The sequence below is a fragment of the Psychrobacter pacificensis genome (assembly GCF_018336615.1).
In the GTDB taxonomy this organism is placed as follows: domain Bacteria; phylum Pseudomonadota; class Gammaproteobacteria; order Pseudomonadales; family Moraxellaceae; genus Psychrobacter; species Psychrobacter pacificensis.
The window spans coordinates 2,753,752-2,775,582 of record NZ_CP048752.1 but is presented as its reverse complement, the minus strand read 5'-3'; the positions used below and the strand labels follow the sequence as shown (position 1 = coordinate 2,775,582).

Genomic DNA, 21,831 nt, shown 5'->3' with positions numbered 1-21,831 from the left:
TTTGCGACCAATCCACTAATACGTGATGAGAGCTAATATCTATCGTTGCGTATAAATGACACAACTATCGATGTTAGCCATTTGCTTATAACAATGATTTTTATAGTAAAAATTACCAAAATAGCCATTATTATTCAGCATGATCAGCACTTTTGATAATGCTGGCCTGATTGAATAAAACAAACGGTCAGCACAGGCGCGCATTATACGGGATTTTGTAGTAATAATAAAGACCTACGCAAAGTACGTACATAAAAATAGCGTCAAGTACTGATACTTGACGCTATTATTTTTATGACTAAATTTTTATTGTCACTACAATGTTATTAAAATTTATAGCAATGACTGTCTCATATTAAGCATCAAACATCGCACTAATAGATTCTTCATTATTAATGCGGCGTAAGCTCTCAGCAAGCATTGGCGCGATACTGACCTGACGGATTTTGCTACAGGCTTTTGCTTCGGCAGATAATGGAATCGTATCAGTCACGACGACTTCGTCTAGCGCAGATTCGCTGATGTTTTTGAGTGCATTACCTGATAGGACAGGGTGAGTGATATAAGCTAAGACGCGGCGTGCACCATTCTCTTTTAGTGCTTCAGCGGCTTTACATAATGTACCAGCCGTATCGACCATATCATCAACGATGACGCAATCACGGTCACGAACATCACCGATGATGTGCATCACTTGTGACTCATTGGCACGAGCACGGCGCTTGTCGATAATCGCCATGTCGGTATCGCCTAACTGCTTGGCCATTGCACGGGCACGAACCACACCGCCAACATCAGGTGAAACCACCATGATGTTGTCATAATCTTGTTTTTGTAGGTCGTTTAGGAGTACTGGCGTACCATAGATATTGTCTACAGGAATGTCAAAGAAACCCTGAATCTGATCTGAGTGCAAATCAACTGTCATCACGCGATCGATACTAACGATGTTCAGCATGTCAGCGACGACTTTTGCTGAGATAGGTACACGCGCTGAGCGCGGGCGACGATCCTGACGCGCATAACCAAAATATGGCATGACAGCTGTGATACGACCAGCACTAGAGCGACGCAAAGCGTCAGCCATCATCATGATTTCCATCAAGTTGTCGTTGGTCGGTGCACAAGTCGGCTGCATGATAAACACATCTTTACCGCGTACGTGTTCTTTGATTTCCACGGCAATTTCGCCATCAGAAAAACGCGTGATGTCAGCTTTACCAAGAGGTATGTGAAGATGATCGGCTACGGTTTTTGCTAATTCTGGGTGGGCATTGCCCGTAAAAATCGCCAAATAAGGCATGACAGAAGTCCTATTGATTGACTCAAGCAGCGACCGCTAAGCAGTGACAAACTGCTCAAATTAAGAAAAGAGTGGTGAAAAAGATTGAAGACTACTATTACAGTAAAAAATGGCAGGGGTAGCTGGACTCGAACCAACGGATGTCAGGATCAAAACCTGATGCCTTACCAACTTGGCTATACCCCTGTAATGTCTAGGCTACGAACAACCGAAAGCTAATAGCGACTAATTCGTCATTCTTAGAATGGTGTCATGACCTGTCAGTTATGTTATAAACGATTGAGCCGCCTAAAACATAACCTTTCCCTAGCGGTGTTCATTGCGAACTATACCGAAACTGGGATAACGTTGTCAATGACAATAGCATAAGAGGTTATGTATAAACCGCTTATACTCAATGTATGTCTAACGCTTCGTACTAAAAAATGGCAGGGGTAGCTGGACTCGAACCAACGGATGTCAGGATCAAAACCTGATGCCTTACCAACTTGGCTATACCCCTATTGTGGCGACCTATTATAAGTAAATTTTCAGATTTTGCAAGTCATTTGCGCCTTTTTCTGGGATTTATTCGAAACTAAGTGAATTAGCCTGAGTTGCATCGCTACTATTGTAGTGAATAGGGGTCTTTTTATTAAGCCTGTCAATCGTAAGCTAATGCTGTGCGAGTTACTTTTGTACGAGAGGATTGACCACTCTACCACTCATAAATATTGCAGGTTCCGTCAAACAAGCTGTATTCTCTGGGTCTTCAATGACAATATCACCTTTTCGTAAATAGTAACTACCTATACGCTCTTTAATTATACCGCTAGTGACAACCTCCTCACCGAGCTTAACTTTGGTTCCATTTACAGAAATGGCTTGTTCATTCTCAAAAAGAATGGCTCTATCGGGATAAAAAATAGGACTAAGATACTTATCATCGTTCTGAACAAAGTATAAGCAGTTATCTTTTATAACGTATTTGCCTTTCAAAACAAAATTGATTTCGCGCATTGAAAGAGCCGGTGCGTAAGTAAATAGTTCAGCAGGTGAACTGGTTTTACGGTGCTGCTCAGAAGTAGATATATTCTGAGAGTTAGCTTGTAATTCAATTCCTAGCTACGGTGGTAAAATTACATTATCAGACAAACGCTTGGAATTAGGTTCATCATAAGACTTAGGTAGCGATGTACACCCAGTTAGACTTAATGATAAGCAAACAAAAACCATACTTGTTATTGAGCATTTTTTTAGATATAAAGCATTCACGTTACAAACTCCCCACCACATACCCCGAACAAGGCGCACTTTCAATCCATGTTACCAACAGCGCTTTATCAGAGGCAATACTCGCATCTAACGGCAAGAATACCGCGCTACCAGAGCCAGTCATGCGTGCTGTACCCAGTGCTTGCGATTCTAACCCTTTTAAGTAATCTAAAGCCTCTGCAACAGCAGGAGCGAAGCTTGTCACTACTGGTGTAAAGACATTATGATAGGGCGTATTCAAATTTTGAACATAATCATTGGACTGGTTTTTGATGGTTTTAATCGATAGAGGGGTGATATCTCGATGTAGCTTAGGATGAGCAAATAGGGTAGCGGTATTGATATGCGCCTCAGGCGTTAAGACTAAATACTGCTGGTCAGGTAAATTGATGGCAGTTAATTGCTCGCCAATACCCATGGCAATGGCATCTTGACCAAAGATAAAGATTGGCACGTCTGCACCTACCTTTGCACCGATTTTTATCAGCGCATCACAAGTAACGTTAAGCTGCCAAAGCTCATTAAGTGCCAGCATAGTCGTTGCGGCATTGGATGAGCCACCACCCAATCCTGCGCCCATAGGCAAATGCTTGTCTAACCTGATAGTAATTGGTGCTAACTGCTCGGGCAGCGTGTTTGACTGTATGGCAAACGCGAGCAATGCGCGCGCCGCTTTGAAGATTAAGTTGTCTTCTATATTGGCAGTTATCGCCTCTGCACCAGCTAATACTAATAGCTGATGACAGAGCGTGTTGGCATCTGCTTTATTATCAGCCGTTTGTATCACAACATCATCCATGAGTGAAAAATGCAAATAATCGCCCCAATCGAGCAGGCGAAACACCGTTTGCAAATTATGATAACCATCAGCACGCTTGCCTGTAATATGCAAAAATAGATTGATTTTTGCAGGGGATAAACGCGTAACAGTAGAGTCAGATGCTTCGGCTATGTTTTCAATCATGTTTTTTCATCATAAAGTACGGACATAAACGACTATGGTAATGAGCAATAGGGGCTGATTTTTCAGTGGTGATACACTAGTAATGACGGACTAGTGATTAATCGTCATCACCACTTTATTGCCCTGTGGTTGTACAGCGCTGATTTTACTAGGGAGCTTGTCATTCCCTTTATAAGTAAAGCTGGCACTCCAGTCGCCATTGACTGAGCTGATCAATCGGTTTTGAGCATCTAGCTGCGGAGCGCTATCTGAGGGCGCGGGGCGACCAAAAATCCAGTAAGGCATTTGCGAGATAGGCGCTTGCCAGCCAGTGGCTTTTTGTAATAGTTCCTCAGGGTCATCAGCGGTCAATGTACCTGTCTTTTCACTGACTAGCGTCGCGGTTTGACCATTGTACTCGATGTTGGTTTTACCAATACCAAGCGCGCCGATGAGTTCAATAGCAAAACGATCGTTTTCTTGTCCCCATGCATAAAACGCACTACCACCTTGGGTACCTGAGGTGTCATTAGCAGGTATGGTCACCCCAATTTTACCCGTGATATTAAAGCTCTCTAGCTTTTTGGGCTGATCTGCGTTTTGAGCTTGCATCGTGGTTGGTTGATTGGTCGCGTTGGCTGTTTTTAGTGACTGACAGCCAGAGGTAATAACCATTGTAGTCGCTATCGCAGTAAGCAAAGCCAGTTTATTTGGTTTATAAGACATCGTTGATGCTGACATAATGTGCTCTCAAAATGGGAAAATGGACAGGTTAACAAAGATATTAGCTTAAGGGCTATTTGTTGCTCAGTTATGCACGGCTGTTAGCTTCTTATACGTCCCTTGTAATTGATAAGTGCTTTGTGACGTGTCAAGCCTAATGGCATCATGCCGCAACAGTTATTTTGAAAAACCACTATCAATATAGCTGTATGCTGTCATTGATATTGTGTTGTCCAAAGGAGAAGCGCTGTTGCAAATCTGCGAGTAGTGCTTCGACTTTTTCGTTATTGCCAAGACCTTGATAAGCACGCAGTAATAGAGTGCCTGAGCGCAGGGTTGGGAGCACATCGTAAGGCGTTTGCAGATAATCGATGACTTGCTTATAGTTTTCTTTGGCCAGTGCATTACCCGCCAGTACGTTTAGGGCCTGTAGATGAAGGTCATTATCGTAGCGCGGATCATCATAGCGAATCTGGATAATTGCTGTGGCGAGTGCCAGACCTTGCTCAGAGCTACGCTCGTTGGCCAATAGCAACTGTGCATAACTGAGCTGATAGGATAAATTGGTAGGATCGAGCGCCTGCAAATGATTAAGGAGTGTACGTTTGACGACATAGTCGCTTTTGTCATCTAACAGTTGGACACGGGCAAAGAGTAACATCTCATTATCAGGATATTTACGAGCGGCCCGCGTCAATAGACGTAAGGCTTCTTCTGATTCATTTTGCTGCCACAAAATATCGGCTTGCATCACAAAGGTGTCAGGGGCGAACACCGTAAAGTCTTTGCGTAGCTTTTCTAAAGTAGCAATGGCGGCGTCGACGTCGTCATTGAGCAATTCATATGCGACCACTTTTCGACGTGCTTCTAATACTAAGTCTTCTTGCATCACGGCATTGAGATAGTATTTGGCTTTATCAAACTGCTGCTGGCGCTCAGCACTGATACCGAGATAGTAATAAGCTTGGTCAAGGTAAGCGGGGTTTTTGGCAAGCATATTGAGTAGATCATCCGCACTCGCATATTCTTCGATATCCAAGCTCACTAGTGCTGCTAACAAGGTAATCTCAGCATCGTCGTTAAAGCGGCTGTGGGCTTCGAGCAATAGTTTCCAAGCTTGCTCGCTTTGTTTTAAGTCTAATAAGTAGCGAATCTCGTACAGGTACAAACTTTTGCTATCAGGATTGCGCAAGCGTGCTTGGCTTATATAGTTGACCACAGTTTCAGAGGTGACGATTTTGCGCAAGATGTCAGCCTTTAGGGTGATAAAAGGCACATAATCAGGCTGGCGCTCTAGCGCACGGTTGATATGCACGATAGCGATTTCGGGCTCATTAAATTGGTAAAGTAAACCAGCTTTTAATACGGACAGTGAAGCATTTTGCTCACTATCTAGTGGCTGCAAAGCGGCAAGCAGCTCGCGTTTGTCATCGTCATTATTGGGATAAATACCGATAAGGATTTCGCTCAAATCTGCACGCGGATCGTAACGCAAGATGCGGTTTAAGGTCTCGCCAGCTAAGATATAGTCGTGTGCCCGTAGTGCCAAATGCGCCACATAAAACCAAGCAGGTACATGATCAGGATTCTGGTCTTGCCATGATTTCGCAAAGGCTAATGAATCCTCAACCCTTTCATTACGCAATGATAGAGTTAGCGCCCTCTCAAATACCGCTGTGGCATCTTCTTTAAAAGATTGTTGCTTATAGATCGTCATCGCACGTTGTTTGTCATCACGATCCGCAGCAAACTCTGCATCTAATAGAGCATATAAACTGGGTTCGTTGAGTTCAGGCTGCCATAGGCTGGCTGGCGCTAGACCATCAATGTTGGTTACGCTATCTGTCATTTGGCTGTTTTTATGAACAGTCGTGCTGATAGAGGTGCTAGAAGTAGCATTATTATTTGCCCTGTTATCGCTAGTAATGACTGCTACTGGTGGCGTTTTTGCGGCCAATTCTGTATCAGCATGGCTGGCATGTGCAGGTACGGCAAGGCATAAACAGACGGCCAATGACAACGCTAGCTTATAACGCTGGCACAAACGATCAATAACGACTTGCAATAAAGCGCGGAGGCTAGATTGCTCGTTATAAAGAGGTTGTGATCTAGATAATGATCCAAAAAACATCATAGATAGTCGTGTTCGCCCATGGTTTACCTACATAGCTGAGGCAATTTTATTTTAATCATTTCAAATCAAATAGTGGTAATGAGTACCCATGACAAATATTATAAGAGCGGATGAACAGTATAAACAATAGCATCCGTGTTACTCATATCTGAGCAATCATCATTCTATTGATAGGCTATGACTGATACTTGTTTTAAGCATGAGTTATCTTGCTAAGACTTTTATACAAATAGGTATATTGATCAGAATACTGTGGAAATATAACAAGTTAGGCGACACTAAGCGAATGATTTATGATGATCTTAGCGACTATTTGCCAAAATACATCCATTGATTTTATCAATCATATCGGTAGTTGATTTGTTACATTTGCGACCAGATACAGAGATATCGCTATCATAGATGGGTGAGTGTTAATTAACGCCAGCAATAATGATATAATAAGCGGTTTTTAGGGTCTTCCTTTCAGCGCTGTCGTCAAAAACTGTCTTTTAAAAATAATAAGATAGCGTGAGTGGGCAGCTAGGCGTCATGTTTATGGTCTATCGATAATGAGATTAGTGGTCATTGGGGTCAATCACAAAACTGCACCAGTCGCTCTGCGAGAGCGCTTGGCGCTGGTGGGTGACGATGTGAATGTCGCGCTTGAGCAAATAGAATCCTTCACGGATGGCAGTGTGATTGTCTCTACTTGCAACCGTACTGAGATTTATGCGCTTGTGCCCCATACGTTGACCCCGCACCACTCACATTCATCAAGCTCGGCAGTCAATGAGCAGACAGATCACGCCATCTCCCACAATGATTTTAGTAGCAGTGCTCATGTCACATCAAGCATGATCAGCGCTCATATCCTCAAGATTAAGACGTGGCTTGCTGAATTCAAACAGCTGCCACTCGTAGATATCGATCCTTATCTCTATGTGCACCGCGACACGCACGCATTGACCCACTGGCTAAGAGTCGCAGCGGGGCTGGATTCTATGATACTGGGTGAGCCGCAAATACTTGGTCAAATCAAGCGCTCTGTGCATTTGGCACAAGAGCAAAAAGTATTGAGCAATCAGCTCGGTTGGATCGTTGATCAAGTATTTGCCGCTGCCAAACGAGTACGTAATGAGACGCAAGTGGGTGCACAAGCGGTATCGCTGAGTTTTGCGGCGGCCAAATTGGTCACGCAGATATTTGATGACTTGCCGAGTCGTACGCTATTGGTCGTCGCGGCAGGTGAGATGAATCGCTTGGTTGCCACCCATATCGCAGGACTTGGCGTTGGGCGAGTGATTATTTGTAATCGTAATCCTGAGCGTGCTGAGGCATTGGCGGCTGAACTGCGTAGTCCCAATCGCCGCATAGACGTCAGACCCTTGCAAGATTTGCCGCAAGTGCTGGCAGACGCCGATATTGTCAGCAGCTGTAGTGGTAGTATGGATTTATTGATTGATAAAACCATGACCATGCAAGCGCTTAAGCGTCGCCGTTATCAGCCAATGTTGATGATAGATTTGGCCGTACCACGTGATATTGACTCAACCATCAGTCGCATGGATGATGTCTATCTGTATTCTGTCGATGATTTGCAGCATGTGATTGCTGGCAATATTGAGCAGCGTCGGCAAGCGGCGGTCGATGCGGAACTTTTAGTCAGTCAATTGGTCGTTGAAATAGATCGTCGCTTCCAAGTTCGTCAAGTGGGTAAAGACATCCAGCAGTATCGTACCTGTACTCAAAATCAAGTAGATAAGCTACTGCATGAGTCCATTGCTAAGCTGCAACAAGAAGATAACAGTCCAGAAGACATTCTCATTGAGCTGTCACGGCGCCTGACTCAAACACTGACGCACGCACCATCCAAGCTCATGCGTAAAGCGGCCCGCGAAGGTGATAGCGATTTGCTAGATTTTGTGGTGTCTGGGCTACAGGATGCCCATCGCGGGCGCTAATGTTCTCACAGCGTCGATCAACGAACACTTACCAATAAAACTCTAATCACGCAAGCCATATCAGTGCCTGAGCGTATCGTTGTCAACCTCTAGTATCAGTGCTACTATCAAATCTTATGGATGATTTGGGTCAAGACAGTTTGGCTTGACATAGGGTGATGAGACTCGCTCATGTTGTGACTATAACGTGACTAGAAATAGTTTCGCCCCATGTTTATAGCCCTCATTAATGTGTATTAGAATCAGTGCGTTTGCATATCATGAATCTGAAGCATTGATATCAAAACAACACATGACCTCATCATCAAAGACAGTAGCGCTGGGTTAAAGGGTTATCTTGTCTATCCTATATCTTCTTCATTTTTGTTCGATATGAGTATTCGGTTGATACCAATCATCTATGGTACTTAACGATATTAGTATCTATATTATTTCCTATCCCCATATTATGGTATAAAAATAAGGTCCAAAAAATTAAGAAACAGTCATCATCTAATCATATACTAGGAGTGTTCCATGCCTGCATTACGTCAAGATATCGATCCAAACGGCTTATTAGAGTATTCGGTGGTCTACACTGATCGTGCGCTAAACCATATGTCAAAAGCCTTTCAGCAAGTGATGAATGACTTATCTAGTGATCTAAAATCTGTCTACAACGCGGATGCCGTGGTGATCGTACCGGGTTCTGGTACTTATGGTATGGAAGCGGTCGCGCGTCAACTGGCAAATGACGAAGATTGCCTCATCATTCGTAATGGTTGGTTTAGCTATCGTTGGACGCAGATTTTAGAAAAAGGCAAAATTGCCAAATCCTCTACCGTGCTCACAGCCAATCGTGCAGATGATAGCGAGTTACCAAAGCCGTTTGCACCAGTCGATATCGACACGGCGGTAGCTAAAATCAAAGAAGAGCAGCCAGCAGTGGTATTTGCGCCGCACGTCGAGACTTCGTCTGGCATGATTTTGTCAGATGATTATATCAAAGCGTTGAGCGCGGCTGTGCATAGTGTCGGTGGATTGTTGGTTATCGACTGTATCGCGTCAGGCTGTGTCTGGTTAGACATGAAAAACTTGGGTATCGATGTGCTGATTAGCGCGCCGCAAAAAGGTTGGAGCAGTACACCAGGCGCTGGTCTTGTCATGCTAAGCGAGGCGGCGGTCAAAAAAGTAGACAGCACAGAGTCTGATAGCTTTAGTATTGATCTAAAGCAATGGCTAAATATCATGCGCGCTTACGAAAACGGCGGTCATGCCTACCATGCGACGATGCCGACAGACAGCTTACGCCAGTTCCGTGATGCGGTGAATGAAGCCAAAGCGGTTGGTTTTGATAAGCTATGTGAGGCGCAGTGGACGCTTGGCAAACGTATTCGTGAAGTACTAGAAGCCAAAGGCATCGAGAGCGTTGCGGCTAAAGGCTTTCAAGCGCCTGGCGTTGTTGTGTCTTATACCGATCGTGATGATATGCATAAAGGCAGCGCTTTTGCGGCAGCGGGTGTGCAAATCGCCGCTGGTGTACCCTTAAAAGTAGGTGAACCTGACAGCTTCAAGACGTTCCGTTTGGGTCTGTTTGGCTTGGATAAATTAACCGATATCGACGGTACGGTCACGCGTTTTGAGTCCGCACTGGATGAAGTACTAAGCCAGTAGTTATGATTGAGAAACCTTTTAAAATGATACCGCTAACTTTATAAGTACTTCTGAAGACGCTTTTATCATCATAAAATACTGAGCCGTTATTATCATCATACGTGCTCAGTATTTTTTTACCCTTTTATTATATTTTATAATATAATGTATTTATATAAATAGAACGTTAAGCAAATACTTAATAAACCTAAATGGGTAGTCCGTTATGAGTATACAAATAGACTGGCAAGCATTTACACCGATCTCTTTAGTCGGTGGTCTGATGCTAGGGGTGGCGACGGTTATTTTGCTGCTCGGTATCGGGCGTATAGCCGGTATCAGTGGCATTTTTTCAAGCTTACTAAAACCCAAGCGTGTAGAGATGTGGCAGGTGCTGTTTATACTGGGTTTGGTCATATCGCCCGTGCTGTACAGGCTGGCAAGACCGCTACCTAACGTAGAGATTAGCACTTCTTTGCCACTGTTGATTGCCGCAGGGCTATTGGTGGGCTTTGGCACGCGTCTTGGCTCAGGCTGTACCAGTGGGCATGGTATTTGTGGTAATGCACGTCTGTCTCCACGCTCACTGGCCGCGACCGTCACCTTTATGCTGTTGGGTATTGTGACCGTGTATATCGGTCGTCATGTCCTAGGGCTACTGTAAATGCTCAATGGCAGATTGCTATGAGATTGCTAGTAGGACTAAAGCACGCACGACATATGATAGTTAATAGAAGATAATAATAGCGAGAGACGACGATGCTAAAAAATATAATCGGATTGCTGGCAGGGTTATTGTTTGGGTTTGGGCTGCTGGTGTCAGGTATGACAGACCCTGAAAAGGTGCAAGGGTTCTTAGATGTGTTTGGCGCATGGGATATCTCCCTTGTACTGGTGATGGGTGGTGGTTTGTTCGTTGCATTTTTTGGTGTGCTGTTGGCCAAGCGTCAAGAGAGTAGCTGGATTGGCACGCCCATTGATATGCCAAGCAAAACCGTCATCACCAAACAATTAATTATCGGAGCCATGTTGTTTGGTATCGGCTGGGGGCTGGTCGGTATTTGTCCGGGGCCAGGCATCGTCTTGCTCGGGACGGGTCAGTGGCAAGCGTACGTGTTTATCCCTGCGATGATCATAGGGATGCTGGTCTATCAGTGGTTTGAGCCAAAAATTGGCTAATTAAATAATGTGAACATTAAAAAAGGTCAGCCACGTATATGTGATTGACCTTTTTTATGAATGTTAGTTGATGACAGGATTTAATGTATTGTCAGATCACTTAGCACTCGCAGTGACTTTTGACGTTTCGTGCGCCAACGATTTGGCTGCTTGGCGTAGCTCAAACTTTTGTACTTTACCCGTACTGGTTTTTGGGATTTCGGCAAAGACGATATATTTGGGCACTTTAAAGCCTGCCAAGTGCTGACTACAATGCGCTATTACCGTATCGCGTTGCAAGGTGCTGCCCTCATGAATCTCGATAAAGGCGACGGGCACTTCGCCCCATTTATCATGTGGCGCGGCGACGACCGCACAGCTCTCAATGGCAGGGAGCTTGTATAAGACATTTTCGACCTCGATACTAGAGATGTTCTCACCGCCTGAGATGATGATATCCTTGAGTCTATCCATGATTTTGATATAGCCATCAGGGTATTTGACACCCAAATCCCCCGTGCGGAACCAGCCATCAGTGAAGGCATCTTCAGTGGCTTTGCGGCTTTTTAGATAGCCTTTCATCACCATATTGCCACGTAGTGCCAGCTCACCCATCTCTTCGCCATCGGCGGCGACTGGCTCAGTCGTGCCTTGTTTAAATACCTCAAACCCTGTCATTAAGTGTGAGGTCACGCCTTGACGTGATTTCTTTTGGGCGCGGGTGGCGACATCAAGATCACTCCATTCTTCTTGCTCAGCGCAAACGGTCACTGGCCCATAGACCTCAGTGAGACCGTAGACGTGAGAGATATCAAAGCCCATCGCTTCCATTGCTGCCAGCATGGTTTCAGATGGCGGTGCCCCAGCGACCCAGCCTTTGACGGTATGCGTAATGGCTTCCTTATACTCAGGTTTGCCGCCAGCAATCATGTTATGGACGACGGGCGCAGAGCAGTAATGGGTCACTTGATGCTTGGCAATTAGCTGCAATATTAAATCCGCATCAATCTTACGCAAGCAGACATTGACCCCAGCGCGCTCAGCGATGCTCCACGGGAAGCACCAACCGTTACAATGGAACAGCGGCAACGTCCACAAGTAGGTCGGATGCTTTGGCATATCCCAATCCAAAATATTCGACACCGCATTGAGCGTAGCACCGCGATGATGATAAACGACGCCTTTTGGTTTGCCTGTTGTGCCAGAGGTGTAGTTCAGGGCAATGGCATCCCATTCATCCGCTGGCATCTCCCAATTATCCAAGCTGTCTGAACTGGCAACCAATGCTTCATAGCTCATCTGTCCAAACGGCTCGACATCGATAGCATGATCGGTCGCGTGAATGACAATGAGGTTTGGGAAGGTCTCATTGATGATCTCAGCGTGCTCCGCAAACTCGCTATCCAAGATCAGCACCTTGGCCTCTGAATGCTGCAAACAAAAGGTCAGGGCGTTGATATCAAGGCGCGTGTTCAACGTGCAGAGTACGCCGCCTGACATGGGTACGCCAAAGGCGCATTCGACCATCGCTGGCGTGTTTGGTAGCATGACGGCGACCGTATCGTTTTTATCAATACCCAGTTTGCGTAAGCCATCCGCCAATTGACGGCAGCGCGTATAAGTCTGTTGCCATGTCTGAGTGAGATTGTTGTGTGCAAGGTCATCATAAATGATCGCAGTCTTATCGGGATAAACCTGAGCGCTACGGATAATAAAATCAATAGGGGTGAGTGGTTGATAATTGGCAGCGTTTTTGCCGAGACCGGTATGAAAATCTGTCATGATGATAATCCTTTATCGTATTTTTATAACGCGTCAATAGGGTAACGCAGCACCGTAATTTAACATAGAAAGGTGTTAGATTAGAATAGTCGATGTTTATCGATTAGTCTAATGGGCGATGAGGAGGAAGTGATAAAATAGTTGTCTGATTATAAAAAAACATTGTCAACACTGGAGCGGGTTTTATCGTAATAACCTAACGATACGCCACCAGCCCGTGTGATAATTGGCACACTTCACGATCATATTCTGATCGTCGCTAAATAGTGCTCACTCATCAGTCGTTTGTCTGCATAGCTAGTGATAATAGCGGTGTGTTACGATACCAGTAACGCTAAGTCCCGTAGCACCACGATTTCTACAAAGCCATTTTTAAGAAGCCGTCTCAAAAAACATTCATAAGGAAAATGATATGACCGCCAGCCGTTCTGCCAATACGATCGAAACTGCCAGCACTAACGAATATTATCCACATTTATTTGAGCCATTGGATTTAGGGTTTACTACCCTAAAAAACCGCATGGTCATGGGCTCTATGCATACGGGGCTTGAAGACCGTTTCTATAACTACGGTAAGCTGGCGGCGTATTTTGCAGAACGTGCCCGTGGCGGCGTGGCAATGATGATCACTGGCGGCATCTCACCGAACCGTGAAGGGTGGCTACTGCCTGCTGGCGGCACGATGAATAGCAAAGCTGACGTCATCAATCATCAGCGGGTCACTCGTGCTGTGCATAAGCATGACAGCAAAATCATCATGCAGATATTGCACAGTGGTCGCTATGGCTATCATCCTTTTGCGGTATCCTCTAGCCCAATCAAATCCCCAATCTCGCCGTTTAAACCGCGCAAAATGAGCATTAAAAACATCGAGCAGACGGTCAAAGACTATGCTCGTTCAGCGCGTCTTGCCAAACAAGCAGGCTATGATGGCGTCGAGATCATGGGCTCCGAAGGCTACTTGCTCAATCAGTTTTTATCGCGCCACGTCAATCAGCGTAGCGATCAATACGGCGGCGATATCAATGGCCGGATGAAGTTTGCCGTCGATGTGGTCAAAGCCGTTCGCGAAGCTGTTGGTGAAGATTTTATTATCCTATTCCGCTTGTCAGTGATTGATTTGGTCAAAGATGGCAACGTCATGGATGAAGTCATCACCGTGGCAAAAGCGCTAGAAGAAGCGGGCGTGACGATCATGAATACCGGCATCGGCTGGCATGAAGCGCGTGTCCCAACGATCGTCACCAGCGTACCACGCGCCGCTTTCGTTGACTTCACCGCTGAGATCAAAAAACACATCAATATCCCAATGATGGCGGCCAACCGCATCAACATGCCAGATACCGCAGAAAAAATCATCGCTGATGGTCAGGCAGATTTGATTCAAATGGCGCGTCCATTCTTGGCGGATGCAAACTGGGTCAACAAAGCCAAAAACGGTCAGACAGATCGTATCAATACCTGTATCGCCTGTAACCAAGCGTGTCTCGATCATACGTTTGAAAACAAACGCTCGACTTGTTTGGTCAATCCACAAGCCTGTTATGAGACAGAGCTGGTGTACAAAAAAACCAAGAAACCGAAAAAAGTCGCCGTTATCGGTGGCGGGGTCGCTGGTATGTCAGCCGCTCATGTCGCCGCCTTACGTGGTCATGAAGTGACCTTGTTTGAAGCCAAAGATGTGTTGGGTGGACAGTTCAACTACGCCAAAGTCATCCCGGGTAAAGAAGAGTTCTTTGAGACTGTTCGCTACTATATCAACGAGCTTGAGCACTTAGGCGTCGAGATTAAACTCAATACCTTTGTGGATAAAGACATGCTGGAAAAAGCCAAGTTCCATCATGTTATCGTCGCCACTGGCGTTGTACCTAGAAGTCTCGCAGGTAAGCTTGAAGGAGCTGATCTGCCACAAGTGATCAGCTACGCAGAATTGCTCTCTGGTGAAAAAGCCGTGGGCAACACCGTGGCGGTCATCGGTGCGGGCGGTATTGGTTTCGATGTCAGTGAGTATCTGACCGCCAATCACGGACAATCGCTGGATGAAATCGGCCCTGAAGGTCTCAAAGATCCAGACTATCGCCCTGAGCCGCAGTCCATCAGTGAGTGGCGCGAGGAATGGGGCGTGACCAACGATACCGATTATCAAAGTGATGGCGGACTGGTCAGACCTAAAGCGATTAAGCCCATTCGCCAAGTCTATCTGATGCAGCGTAGCAAAGGCCGTTTGGGTAGTGGTCTGAACAAAACCTCAGGCTGGGTACATCGCGCGCATATCAAATCGCATGGCGTCATCCAAGTCGCTGGCGTGCAGTACGACAAAATCACCAACGAAGGTATTTGGGTCACCAACTCTCAAGGTCAAAGCCAGCTACTCCGTGTCGATAGCGTCGTCGTCTGTGCCGGTCAAGAGTCCGTCGCCAGTCTGATGCCAAACGTTGGCGATGCGCCAGACGCGCAATATCATCTTATTGGCGGTGCTAAGCTTGCCGCTGAGCTAGATGCCAAACGTGCGATTCGTGATGGGGCTGAGGTTGCGGCAGGGATTTAAGGATTATTTAGACTTTTCAAATAATCTATATTTGAAAAAATGAATGTTTTGACAAAGGCTGTTTTTCTTGAGAACAGCCTTTGCTTAAGTACATTAATTTGCTAAAGAAACTAATTCTTGAAATTATTAATGATTCTTTATCTAGCTTGATTAAGGGATATTAAGTATTTTTTTTACTATTTTGTCATATATTAATTCTTTATGTATGATATTGATATCACTTCGATGTATGTCAGCATGTTTTTTCAATACTATTACTGCTTCCAGAGAGACTTCCTTTTTTATACTGAAAAACGATCCCAAAAGAAAATAAAGCCCTAAAAACAGTAATACATACTGATTGTCTACAGAGACATAGATTTTTGATAAGTACTCATATTCTAAGAAATAAGATAGAAAACCTACAATGAAAAAAACCGAGAGCATATAGTAAAAATAAGAATATATTTTATTTAGTGTTTTTAATATAGGGTATGAATATCTATAAATTAAGCAGATATTTTCATTTTCGTAAGTAATATAGTTATTTGCTTTTCTAAAAGTCGATAACTCAATATCGCAAGAATTGTTGGAGATATCAATAATTTTTCTACGATAATATTTACTTATATTTAATTTATAAATCTTGTGGAACACCTCTCTTTCATAGGTAGTAACTAACTGTTCTCTGAGTTTGTTATCAACTTTTTCTGTTTCAAAAGCTTCTTTGAGCTTATCCAAGCTATAGTATCTATTCTCTTGGTAAGATTTACATACCTTTCCTATCTCAAAAAGTATTTTCAATGTTGCCATGATAATTGCGATTGGCCATAAACTGTCTAAAGATTCAAGATTTAAACCTAACATTTCTGACTTCTATGTGATAAAAAATTAAACTATACACTTTTAATCATAAATTAGTAACCTTCCATCTCACTAGTCAGCCACTCAGATACATCGTCTATCTGTGCTGCCAATTCAGGATGTGCTTTGCCCAGCTCAGCAAGCTTGGCATTAATCTCATGCTTATTATATTTCACACCAGTCAATGTCTCTTTGAGCAAATCAATCAGCTCAATATTTAACGCATCAGAGAAGATAACAACCTCCGTAATCACAGCTTGCTTGATATCCAAATGCACATCCATCATGCCCCAATCAAAGCGCGTCTCGATATGATGGCTAAACTCAGGCGTCTTGCCAAAGCGCCAATCCCAGTCCGCCATCTGCTGATAGTAAGCGTTTAGCGCCGGCTGCTTGGCAAGGCTGGCTTCATCCAACTGCTCAACTGGCGCAGTTTCTCCATAATACTCACAAAACGCCTCGATAATCGCCTCAGACAAGGTCTCATGATTGATGGCATCATTGAACGCTACCAAGTTTGCCACGCGCGCACGTACCGATTTGATGCCTTTTGCTTTGAGCTTTAAGGGATGCGGATTGAGATAATCGCCAAGCTTTTGCATATTGGCATTGACTAGCAGTGTCCCGTGATGAAAACTGCGATCGGCGGCGTGTTTGAAGGCGCTGCCTGATATTTTTCGATCGCCCACTTGCATATCATTACGACCAGACTGCTCAGCATCGATACCCAGCTTTTTTAGCGCATTGATGATAATGGTAAAGTTGGCCGTTTGGTCGTACGCGTGTTTTGGGGATAAAAAAGTAAAATTGGTATTGCCCAAGTCATGAAATACCGCACCGCCGCCACTTTGACGCCGCGCCAAAAAGACATCGTCTGCTGCCATCTTATCCGTCTTGCATTCTACCCATGGATTTTGTGAGCGACCAATGACCACGGTCTCAGAGTTGCGCCATAAGAAAAGCGTGTGCGAGTCGGGATTGAGCGTATTAAATATCCAATCCTCGGTGGCAAGATTGAACCAAGGATTGGTCACCGCAGACTTTAAGATGCGCAGTTTCATGATGGATCCTTTTTTAATCGTTTTTATAGGGAAGTGCTACAAATAGATACTGATATTCTTACTGATAAAAGATTGGGGTTCAATGATAGAGTGGTAGGGAGAGTAATTCGATGGAATATGTAAGCAATACTATAACGTAAAAAGTATTAAGTCTTGCTGCTAGTAGTGGAAAAGCTGAGCAATAAGCTCAGCTTTATGATGTATTAAATCTCAATAATATCTCACTCTATTCAGCACAAATCTCCCACTGCGACTTGGTACTAAGATAACACTGCATCACCGCTTTGCCAGACTGCGCATAGGCATCACTGACGATACGCTGATTGCTTGGCAAACGATATCTGATAATGGCTGGCTCATCATTGACGGTGGTCGTCCATCCAGTGATCTCATTACGGTCATTGTAGTTTGCTTGATTAGATGTGGCCATTTTGCCAAGTCCTGGCAGGTTATAAGAGACCTGCCTAAAGCTATAACTCATCGCTGCACCTTCAGCGCCCTCATACTGACAGTTTAGCTTTTTGTGTAATTTGTCATCTATTTTTGTATCGCCAGATACGAGCCAATACCTCTTAGATAGTAAATAGATAGTAAAAAATTAGCAAACAAATATCAATTATTATATTTTTAAGGAAACCTCCTACTGATTAGATGGCATTGCTTATACTTTGATATTATTAAGATTGTCTATCGATGAGTCTTATTGTTAGAAAGCTTCGATATCAAGATAGGTTCTATTCTTATACATACTGATGAGGGTAATGACTCAAGAGTGACTTTGGAGTTTGCCAGTATATAAATAATAAAGCGCTGAAATAGGCTAAAGTAGAAAAATTGTAGGGTAGCAGCGTCTACTGGCTTTTCGCTCGATAAAGTATTTTACCCAGTTATCTAAGATATAGAAAAGCTAGACATCGTGAAATGGCTTTAAATAAGACAGGTTAATCCATAAGAATGTGCGATGACACCTATAAAAAGCAATATACAAGGTGGTTATAGATTTACCATCATAGTGCCTTATTAGCACATTAACCTCCACCACATATCAGACGGTTATGACCGACACGAGTTGGCAAATGCAGTCTACGTGCTTAATAGGATTATCCGATGACCAACCGTGATCTCATCATCTTTGTGACCCTCTCTTTTATGTGGTCACTCTCTTTTGTGTTTTATCGGGTTGGCGTGCCTGAATTTGGTTCGTTGGCATTTGCCAGTTTGCGGGTGATTTTTGCAGGATTGGTCATGCTCGTATTTGTACTGCTAAAAAAGAAAAACAGAGTTGGTATCAAACAGCACTGGAAAATGCTGTCGCTGGTTGGCTTATTCTCTGCCGCATTGCCATTTGTGTTGTTTTCTTTTTCTGCGCAGTCAGTGAATGCAGGCGTACTCGCCGTACTAAACGCTTCCGTACCGATGATGAGCGGCTTTATCGCTCGCGTCTTCTTTAAAGACAGACTGTCCAAAAAACAAGCGCTTGGATTGGTGATTGGGGTAGTTGGGGTGATTATATTGATGAGCGAAAGCTTATTTGGTGGTGGCGATCAGGGTAAAGGCTTGGTCGAGGGATTATTACCGATGGGCTACGCGCTATTCGCTTGTGTGGGTTATGCGCTTGGCGCAAACATCACCAAAAACTACTTATACGATGTCTCGCCAGTTGCGATCACGGCAGGTTCACTCATCATCGGTAGCCTTATCATGCTGCCGGTGACTTTTACAGAGTTCCCTTATGGCAAAGCGATCAGCATAAAGGCATGGGTATCTGTAATATGTATCGGTGTGTTTTCAACCGCCATTGCCCTTATTTTTATGAATCAGTTGATCAAAAATATTGGGCCAACGCGTGCCACGAGTATCACGTTAGTCATTCCAATTTTTGCGATTATTTTGGGCTATCTATTGCTTGGCGAGGCGCTAAATATACAAGCCATCATTGGTTCGATTGTGATATTAATCGGCACATATCTGTCATTAGAGCTATCAATTAAGAAAATGCTAAAGCCAAAAGACAAGGCCCAGATGAACAGTATTTAAGGCTTAGTAAACAGTCTTCGTAGTAAACAAATACGAAGATTTGTATAGGTGAATATTGTTGTATCTGTTTGTAAATATTGCTTGGAATAATGAAATCTATCCCCTATAAATGTAGGCGCTAAACGTAGATTTACTAATGATATTATAAGTTTTTCTAAACAGCATTCGATAATAATCAGTATGAATGATGGTTGCTATAACTAAAGATCATAAATAGCGACAATAACCAATAGGACAGATTATGGCACACGATATTTTATTTGAGCCTGTAAAAATGGGCACACAAACGCTAAAAAACCGCATTATGATGGCTCCACTGACACGTCTGCGTGCCGTTGAGCCAGGCGATGTCCCTATCACATGGGCAGCAGAGTACTACTCGCAGCGTGCAGGGGCGGGCCTTGTCATCACTGAAGCGACGCAAGTATCGTTTCAAGCAAAAGGCTATGCAGGCGCACCAGGGCTACATACTCAAGATCAAGTCACTGCATGGAAAGCCATCGTTGACAATGTCCATGCCAAAGGTGGCAAGATTGTCGTCCAGCTATGGCACACAGGACTTGTCTCACATGAAAGCGTACAACCTGAGCGCCGTGCGCCAATTTCAGCCTCAGATGTCGATGTAGGTATCCGTACCTCATTGCGTGATAGTGACAACCAAGCCATTCGCGCGGATGCCACGCCGCCGCGCCCAGCCAGTCTTGATGAGATTCAGCAAGTGGTTACTGACTTTGCACATGCAACCAAGTGCGCGCAGGAAGCGGGGTTTGATGGTATTGAGATTCATGGCGCGCATGGTTATTTGCTGCATCAGTTTTGGGCCAAGCATACCAATCAGCGTGACGATGAGTACGGTGGCAGCCGCGAAAACCGCGCGCGTCTGACCTTGGACGTGATTGATGCTTGCGCAGAGGCATGGGATGCTGATCACGTGGGTATTCGTATTTCACCACTTGGCACGTTCAACAATGTTGAGGGAGGCTACGAAGAAGACGATAACATTTGGCTGATTGAGCAAATCAACAAGCGTGGTCTAATGTATTTGCATCTGTCAGAGCCAGACTGGGCAGGGGGTACGCCGTATAGCGATGAGTTCCGTCAGCGTGTCCGTGATGCGTTCGATCAGACCATCATCGCGGCGGGAGGCTATGATGCGGACAAAGCAGAAAAAAATATCAAGGCAGGTTATATCGACGCAGTAGCATTCGGTCGTGATTATCTTGCCAATCCTGATCTCGCTGAACGTATTCAAGAGGGTGCACCGCTCAACGAGCAGCATCCAGAGAGCTTCTATGGTGGCAGCACGGTTGGCTACACTGATTATCCGTTTATGGATCAGGCGCAATAGTTTATTTGTCGGTTCTGCTGACTAAATAGCTAAATTATGCTTCATAAAAGCCCTCTGACTATCGGTAGTCAGAGGGCTTTTTTGTGCTTCTATTTTCATTATGTACCAAAATTGCCTGTTTGATAATCACGGAACGTTTGTCGTAGCTCATCTTGGGTATTCATTACAAAGGGGCCGTGACCTGCGATAGGCTCACCGATAGGTTCACCACTTAACAACAGTAGTTTGGCAGGAGTGTGTTCATCGTTATCGGTAGAATAGGTGAGCTCAATAGTATCGGTAGCAGCATCAGATAAAGGTACAGGTTGAGAATCTACAGATGGTTCAATCGGCGCTGCAAACTGAATCAGATTGCCTGCACTGATAGATGTGCCATTGACCAGTACTCGGCCTTCTTGTACGAGAAGCAGGGTATTGTGCGTGCTAGGTACTTCGAGTATCGTTGTGCCTGCGGTATGCAGCGCGATATCCCATAGGTTAATGGGCGTAAAGGTTACCGCATTACCTGTGACGCCATGCCAGTCACCTGCAATGATGGCAACTTGACCGATGACCGTTTGTTTGTCAGCGCTTTGAGCAACAGCATCTTTAGTAAGATTATCTTGAGAGTCGGCATCGCGACTGTCCACCAATTCTATGATAGGCATCTCAGCACGTTTGATAAATTGATATTTAGGATCAGTCAGCTTGTGCGCGCTTGGCAGATTGACCCACATTTGCACCATACTAAACACACCACCGCGCTGCCCAAACGCCTCAGAATGGAACTCTTCGTGTAGAATGCCGCGACCAGCGGTCATCCATTGCACATCGCCTTCCAAAATATCCCCGCGTCCACCGATAGAGTCAGCATGACTGATTTCACCTGAGTACGCGAGGGTGACGGTCTCAAAACCTTTATGAGGGTGTTTGCCAATGCCATGTGGCTGCGTCTGATAATCAGGATTTGGTGCAAATGTCGTCGGCTCGCCATAATCAAATAGTAAAAATGGATCGGTATGACTGTAATTGAAGTCTGGTTGGTCATCGACATAATTGATCAATGTTTTCACAAAGAATCCGTCACCGACCCAATGTGGTGCTTTATCACCATGAATCTGTTTGATTGGACGCATGGATTAC

The 21,831-nt window shown here is 44.6% G+C and carries 17 protein-coding genes and 2 tRNA genes; 7 read left to right on the top strand and 12 right to left on the bottom strand.

The annotated features are described in order from the left end of the window. Window positions 1-355: 355 nt before the first annotated feature. The 7 genes from GYK50_RS11740 to GYK50_RS11710 all read right to left on the bottom strand — a co-directional run bounded on the left by GYK50_RS11740 (window position 356) and on the right by GYK50_RS11710 (window position 6,357). Complete coding sequence (locus tag GYK50_RS11740; RefSeq protein ID WP_057758042.1) at window positions 356-1,303, bottom strand: ribose-phosphate pyrophosphokinase; 948 nt, start codon at window positions 1,301-1,303, stop codon at window positions 356-358. Window positions 1,304-1,413: 110 nt separating this feature from the next. Then, a tRNA-Gln gene (locus tag GYK50_RS11735) sits at window positions 1,414-1,489 on the bottom strand. Between the two features lie 240 nt (window positions 1,490-1,729). Next, window positions 1,730-1,805, bottom strand: a tRNA-Gln gene (locus GYK50_RS11730). Between the two features lie 167 nt (window positions 1,806-1,972). Then, a complete protein-coding gene (locus GYK50_RS11725) occupies window positions 1,973-2,302 on the bottom strand; it encodes a hypothetical protein (RefSeq protein WP_212564000.1) in 330 nt (109 codons plus the stop codon). Window positions 2,303-2,558: 256 nt separating this feature from the next. Continuing rightward, window positions 2,559-3,521 carry a 4-(cytidine 5'-diphospho)-2-C-methyl-D-erythritol kinase gene (gene ispE, locus GYK50_RS11720; protein ID WP_071002493.1) on the bottom strand — a complete coding sequence of 321 codons (963 nt, stop codon included), beginning with the start codon at window positions 3,519-3,521 and terminating at the stop codon, window positions 2,559-2,561. A gap of 90 nt (window positions 3,522-3,611) precedes the next feature. After that, window positions 3,612-4,241: a lipoprotein insertase outer membrane protein LolB gene (gene lolB / locus GYK50_RS11715; RefSeq protein ID WP_071002491.1), complete on the bottom strand. Its 630-nt coding sequence runs from the start codon at window positions 4,239-4,241 to the stop codon at window positions 3,612-3,614. Between the two features lie 178 nt (window positions 4,242-4,419). Next, window positions 4,420-6,357: a tetratricopeptide repeat protein gene (locus GYK50_RS11710; protein WP_071002489.1), complete on the bottom strand. Its 1,938-nt coding sequence runs from the start codon at window positions 6,355-6,357 to the stop codon at window positions 4,420-4,422. A 551-nt stretch (window positions 6,358-6,908) separates the two neighbouring features. On the opposite strand from GYK50_RS11710, the gene hemA reads away from it, so the two are divergent. From hemA to GYK50_RS11690, 4 genes are all read left to right on the top strand, one after another. Further along, window positions 6,909-8,300, top strand: a complete 1,392-nt coding sequence (gene hemA, locus GYK50_RS11705; protein WP_093067289.1) for a glutamyl-tRNA reductase — start codon at window positions 6,909-6,911, stop codon at window positions 8,298-8,300. A 516-nt stretch (window positions 8,301-8,816) separates the two neighbouring features. After that, complete coding sequence (locus tag GYK50_RS11700; RefSeq protein ID WP_186475244.1) at window positions 8,817-9,953, top strand: aminotransferase class V-fold PLP-dependent enzyme; 1,137 nt, start codon at window positions 8,817-8,819, stop codon at window positions 9,951-9,953. Window positions 9,954-10,158: 205 nt separating this feature from the next. After that, a complete protein-coding gene (locus GYK50_RS11695) occupies window positions 10,159-10,596 on the top strand; it encodes a YeeE/YedE family protein (protein ID WP_075105759.1) in 438 nt (145 codons plus the stop codon). Window positions 10,597-10,691: 95 nt separating this feature from the next. Continuing rightward, window positions 10,692-11,111, top strand: a complete 420-nt coding sequence (locus GYK50_RS11690) for a DUF6691 family protein (RefSeq protein ID WP_212563999.1) — start codon at window positions 10,692-10,694, stop codon at window positions 11,109-11,111. A 96-nt stretch (window positions 11,112-11,207) separates the two neighbouring features. Here GYK50_RS11690 and GYK50_RS11685 read toward each other — a convergent pair whose 3' ends face one another. Further along, window positions 11,208-12,872 carry an AMP-binding protein gene (locus tag GYK50_RS11685; protein WP_212563998.1) on the bottom strand — a complete coding sequence of 555 codons (1,665 nt, stop codon included), beginning with the start codon at window positions 12,870-12,872 and terminating at the stop codon, window positions 11,208-11,210. 412 nt (window positions 12,873-13,284) lie between these two features. On the opposite strand from GYK50_RS11685, the gene GYK50_RS11680 reads away from it, so the two are divergent. After that, on the top strand, window positions 13,285-15,420 hold the full coding sequence (locus tag GYK50_RS11680; RefSeq protein ID WP_212563997.1) for an FAD-dependent oxidoreductase: 2,136 nt from the start codon (window positions 13,285-13,287) through the stop codon (window positions 15,418-15,420). A gap of 150 nt (window positions 15,421-15,570) precedes the next feature. Here GYK50_RS11680 and GYK50_RS11675 read toward each other — a convergent pair whose 3' ends face one another. The 3 genes from GYK50_RS11675 to GYK50_RS11665 all read right to left on the bottom strand — a co-directional run bounded on the left by GYK50_RS11675 (window position 15,571) and on the right by GYK50_RS11665 (window position 17,805). Further along, window positions 15,571-16,266 (bottom strand): hypothetical protein, encoded by a 696-nt coding sequence (locus tag GYK50_RS11675; RefSeq protein WP_186475240.1) that lies wholly within the window; start codon window positions 16,264-16,266, stop codon window positions 15,571-15,573. A 50-nt stretch (window positions 16,267-16,316) separates the two neighbouring features. Beyond that, on the bottom strand, window positions 16,317-17,324 hold the full coding sequence (locus GYK50_RS11670) for a lipoate--protein ligase (RefSeq protein ID WP_093067311.1): 1,008 nt from the start codon (window positions 17,322-17,324) through the stop codon (window positions 16,317-16,319). Window positions 17,325-17,550: 226 nt separating this feature from the next. After that, window positions 17,551-17,805 (bottom strand): hypothetical protein, encoded by a 255-nt coding sequence (locus GYK50_RS11665; protein WP_071002476.1) that lies wholly within the window; start codon window positions 17,803-17,805, stop codon window positions 17,551-17,553. 626 nt (window positions 17,806-18,431) lie between these two features. Here GYK50_RS11665 and GYK50_RS11660 point away from each other — a divergent pair. Together GYK50_RS11660 and nemA are read left to right on the top strand one after the other, a co-directional pair. Next, window positions 18,432-19,361, top strand: a complete 930-nt coding sequence (locus GYK50_RS11660; RefSeq protein ID WP_071002474.1) for a DMT family transporter — start codon at window positions 18,432-18,434, stop codon at window positions 19,359-19,361. 241 nt (window positions 19,362-19,602) lie between these two features. After that, window positions 19,603-20,709: an alkene reductase gene (gene nemA / locus GYK50_RS11655; RefSeq protein ID WP_071002472.1), complete on the top strand. Its 1,107-nt coding sequence runs from the start codon at window positions 19,603-19,605 to the stop codon at window positions 20,707-20,709. A gap of 98 nt (window positions 20,710-20,807) precedes the next feature. On the opposite strand, the gene GYK50_RS11650 is transcribed toward nemA, so the two are convergent. Then, window positions 20,808-21,824, bottom strand: coding sequence for a pirin family protein (locus tag GYK50_RS11650; RefSeq protein WP_093067314.1), 1,017 nt, complete (start codon window positions 21,822-21,824; stop codon window positions 20,808-20,810). Window positions 21,825-21,831 lie beyond the last annotated feature (7 nt).